The organism is Alteromonas gracilis (genome assembly GCF_002993325.1).
Classification (GTDB): Bacteria; Pseudomonadota; Gammaproteobacteria; order Enterobacterales; family Alteromonadaceae; genus Alteromonas; species Alteromonas gracilis.
The window spans coordinates 1-4,944 of the sequence record NZ_PVNO01000018.1 but is presented as its reverse complement, the minus strand read 5'-3'; the positions used below and the strand labels follow the sequence as shown (position 1 = coordinate 4,944).

Annotated in this window: 2 rRNA genes; both read left to right on the top strand. The window is 49.8% G+C overall.

The features are described 5' to 3' along the window. Positions 1-90: 90 nt before the first annotated feature. Positions 91-1,623 (top strand): 16S ribosomal RNA (locus C6Y39_RS05300). 414 nt (positions 1,624-2,037) lie between these two features. Continuing rightward, a 23S ribosomal RNA gene (locus C6Y39_RS05295) occupies positions 2,038-4,916 on the top strand. Together the 16S and 23S rRNA genes form the textbook arrangement of a ribosomal RNA operon. Positions 4,917-4,944 lie beyond the last annotated feature (28 nt).

Genomic DNA, 4,944 nt, shown 5'->3' with positions numbered 1-4,944 from the left:
GCTGCTACGTTCTTTAACAATTTAGACAAGACAATCTGTGTGGGCACTCGTTAAGAGTGTCACAACGACGATTCATATTTCGATATATTTTAATTGAAGAGTTTGATCATGGCTCAGATTGAACGCTGGCGGCAGGCCTAACACATGCAAGTCGAACGGTAACATTTCTAGCTTGCTAGAAGATGACGAGTGGCGGACGGGTGAGTAATGCTTGGGAACTTGCCTTTGCGAGGGGGATAACAGTTGGAAACGACTGCTAATACCGCATAATGTCTTCGGACCAAACGGGGCTTCGGCTCCGGCGCAAAGAGAGGCCCAAGTGAGATTAGCTAGTTGGTAAGGTAACGGCTTACCAAGGCGACGATCTCTAGCTGTTCTGAGAGGAAGATCAGCCACACTGGGACTGAGACACGGCCCAGACTCCTACGGGAGGCAGCAGTGGGGAATATTGCACAATGGGGGAAACCCTGATGCAGCCATGCCGCGTGTGTGAAGAAGGCCTTCGGGTTGTAAAGCACTTTCAGTTGTGAGGAAAAGTTAGTAGTTAATACCTGCTAGCCGTGACGTTAACAACAGAAGAAGCACCGGCTAACTCCGTGCCAGCAGCCGCGGTAATACGGAGGGTGCGAGCGTTAATCGGAATTACTGGGCGTAAAGCGCACGCAGGCGGTTTGTTAAGCTAGATGTGAAAGCCCCGGGCTCAACCTGGGATGGTCATTTAGAACTGGCAGACTAGAGTCTTGGAGAGGGGAGTGGAATTCCAGGTGTAGCGGTGAAATGCGTAGATATCTGGAGGAACATCAGTGGCGAAGGCGACTCCCTGGCCAAAGACTGACGCTCATGTGCGAAAGTGTGGGTAGCGAACAGGATTAGATACCCTGGTAGTCCACACCGTAAACGCTGTCTACTAGCTGTGTGTGCCTTTAAGGCGTGCGTAGCGAAGCTAACGCGATAAGTAGACCGCCTGGGGAGTACGGCCGCAAGGTTAAAACTCAAATGAATTGACGGGGGCCCGCACAAGCGGTGGAGCATGTGGTTTAATTCGATGCAACGCGAAGAACCTTACCTACACTTGACATGCTGAGAACTTTCTAGAGATAGATTGGTGCCTTCGGGAACTCAGACACAGGTGCTGCATGGCTGTCGTCAGCTCGTGTCGTGAGATGTTGGGTTAAGTCCCGCAACGAGCGCAACCCTTGTCCTTAGTTGCCAGCATTCAGTTGGGCACTCTAAGGAGACTGCCGGTGACAAACCGGAGGAAGGTGGGGACGACGTCAAGTCATCATGGCCCTTACGTGTAGGGCTACACACGTGCTACAATGGCATTTACAGAGGGAAGCGAGACAGTGATGTGGAGCGGACCCCTTAAAGAATGTCGTAGTCCGGATTGGAGTCTGCAACTCGACTCCATGAAGTCGGAATCGCTAGTAATCGCAGGTCAGAATACTGCGGTGAATACGTTCCCGGGCCTTGTACACACCGCCCGTCACACCATGGGAGTGGGATGCAAAAGAAGTAGTTAGTCTAACCTTCGGGAGGACGATTACCACTTTGTGTTTCATGACTGGGGTGAAGTCGTAACAAGGTAACCCTAGGGGAACCTGGGGTTGGATCACCTCCTTACCATTACGTCGATAGACGCACTTGATGCAGTGCCTACACAGATTGTTTTGTTTATATAAAGACTCGCTTCGCGAGTGTCGCGATTAACTGCTTTACCGGAAGGGAACCTTCCTGACAGTTAATCTGCTCGCTAAAGAAGTGAAACCTAGATGTTTCAATATAGAGTGCTAATTAATGATCACATTCATTGATTAGTGTTTTTAGAAACACTAATGCTCTTTAACAATTTGGAAAGCTGATATTAATAGTAATCAATCAAAATTGAGTAACTGAGAAGTCGAAAGACGTACTTTTTACTCTACTTGACTGAATTGCTTGTTATCAATTTATTGATAGCAAGGCAATTCTTCCGATTAGCTTGTCATTCATGCGACATAACTTAGACAGAAGTCAAAAGGCTGTTTGGGGTTGTATGGTTAAGTGACGAAGCGTATACGGTGGATGCCTTGGCAGTTAGAGGCGATGAAGGACGTGTAAGTCTGCGAAAAGCTGTGGTGAGCCGACAAAATGCATTTGAGCCACAGATGTCCGAATGGGGAAACCCACCTGTTTACAGGTATCGTTACGTGAATACATAGCGTAACGAGGCGAACGAGGGGAACTGAAACATCTAAGTACCCTTAGGAAAAGAAATCAATTGAGATTCCCCTAGTAGCGGCGAGCGAACGGGGAACAGCCCTTAAGCTGTATTGAATGTAGTGGAATCCTTTGGGAAGAGGAGCGATACAAGGTGATAGCCCTGTACACGACGCAATCTTTACAGTGAAATCGAGTAGGTCGGGACACGTGTTATCTTGACTGAATATGGGGGGACCATCCTCCAAGGCTAAATACTCCTAACTGACCGATAGTGAACCAGTACCGTGAGGGAAAGGCGAAAAGAACCCCTGTGAGGGGAGTGAAATAGAACCTGAAACCGTATACGTACAAGCAGTGGGAGCACCTTCGTGGTGTGACTGCGTACCTTTTGTATAATGGGTCAGCGACTTATATTTAGTAGCGAGGTTAAGTGAATAACGGAGCCGTAGCGAAAGCGAGTGTTAACTGCGCGTTTAGTTGCTAGGTATAGACCCGAAACCCGGTGATCTAGCCATGGGCAGGTTGAAGGTTGAGTAACATCAACTGGAGGACCGAACCCACTAACGTTGAAAAGTTAGGGGATGACCTGTGGCTGGGGGTGAAAGGCCAATCAAACCGGGAGATAGCTGGTTCTCCCCGAAATCTATTTAGGTAGAGCCTCGGACGAATTCCATTGGGGGTAGAGCACTGTTAAGGCTAGGGGGTCATCCCGACTTACCAACCCTTTGCAAACTCCGAATACCAATGAGAACTATCCGGGAGACACACGGCGGGTGCTAACGTCCGTCGTGGAGAGGGAAACAACCCAGACCGCCAGCTAAGGTCCCAAAATATTGCTAAGTGGGAAACGATGTGGGAAGGCACAGACAGCTAGGAGGTTGGCTTAGAAGCAGCCACCCTTTAAAGAAAGCGTAATAGCTCACTAGTCGAGTCGGCCTGCGCGGAAGATGTAACGGGGCTAAGCAATATACCGAAGCTGCGGCAGCAAGTTTACTTGCTGGGTAGGGGAGCGTTGTGTAAGTGGATGAAGGTGAGTTGTAAAGCTTGCTGGACATATCACAAGTGCGAATGCTGACATGAGTAACGATAATGGGAGTGAAAAACTCCCACGCCGGAAGACCAAGGTTTCCTGTCCCATGCTAATCAGGGCAGGGTAAGTCGGCCCCTAAGGCGAGGCAGAAATGCGTAGTCGATGGGAAACGGATTAATATTTCCGTACTTATATAATCAGTGATGGAGGGACGGAGAAGGCTAGGCAAGCTTGGCGTTGGTTGTCCAAGTGAAAGCGAGTAGGCCGAGAATTTAGGTAAATCCGGATTCTTAAAGCTGAGACGCGAGACGAGCTCCCAAGGGAGTGAAGTTGTTGATGCCCTGCTTCCAGGAAAAGCTTCTAAACTTATGATTATATGAACCGTACCCCAAACCGACACAGGTGGTCAGGTAGAGAATACTAAGGCGCTTGAGAGAACTCGGGTGAAGGAACTCGGCAAAATTGTACCGTAACTTCGGGAGAAGGTACGCCCCTGTTTGTGAACACTTCGCGTGGTAAGCAAATGGGGGCCGCAGTGACCAGGTGGCTGGGACTGTTTATTAAAAACACAGCACTCTGCAAACTCGTAAGAGGACGTATAGGGTGTGACACCTGCCCGGTGCCGGAAGGTTAATTGATGGGGTTAGTTTTCGGACGAAGCTCTTGATCGAAGCCCCGGTAAACGGCGGCCGTAACTATAACGGTCCTAAGGTAGCGAAATTCCTTGTCGGGTAAGTTCCGACCTGCACGAATGGTGTAACCATGGCCACGCTGTCTCCACCCGAGACTCAGTGAAATTGAAATCGCAGTGAAGATGCTGTGTACCCGCACCTAGACGGAAAGACCCCGTGAACCTTTACTACAGCTTGGCACTGAACATTGAACCTACATGTGTAGGATAGGTGGGAGGCTTTGAAGCACAGTCGCTAGATTGTGTGGAGCCGTCCTTGAAATACCACCCTTGTATGTTTGATGTTCTAACATTGGTCCCTTATCGGGATTGTGGACAGTGTCTGGTGGGTAGTTTGACTGGGGCGGTCTCCTCCCAAATAGTAACGGAGGAGCACGAAGGTTAGCTAATCACGGTCGGACATCGTGAGGTTAGTGCAATGGCATAAGCTAGCTTAACTGCGAGACAGACACGTCGAGCAGGTACGAAAGTAGGTCATAGTGATCCGGTGGTTCTGTATGGAAGGGCCATCGCTCAACGGATAAAAGGTACTCCGGGGATAACAGGCTGATACCGCCCAAGAGTTCATATCGACGGCGGTGTTTGGCACCTCGATGTCGGCTCATCACATCCTGGGGCTGAAGTCGGTCCCAAGGGTATGGCTGTTCGCCATTTAAAGTGGTACGCGAGCTGGGTTTAGAACGTCGTGAGACAGTTCGGTCCCTATCTGGTGTGGGCGTTGGATGATTGATGGGAGCTGCTCCTAGTACGAGAGGACCGGAGTGGACGAACCGCTGGTGTTCGGGTTGTCATGCCAATGGCATTGCCCGGTAGCTATGTTCGGAACGGATAACCGCTGAAAGCATCTAAGCGGGAAGCCGGCCCAAAGATGAGTCATCCCTGACCTTTAAGGTCTGGAAGGGTTGTTATAGACGATGACGTTGATAGGCAGGGTGTGGAAGCGTTGTAAGGCGTTAAGCTAACCTGTACTAATTGCCCGAGAGGCTTAACCATACAACGCCCAAGAAGCTTTAGGCTTTTG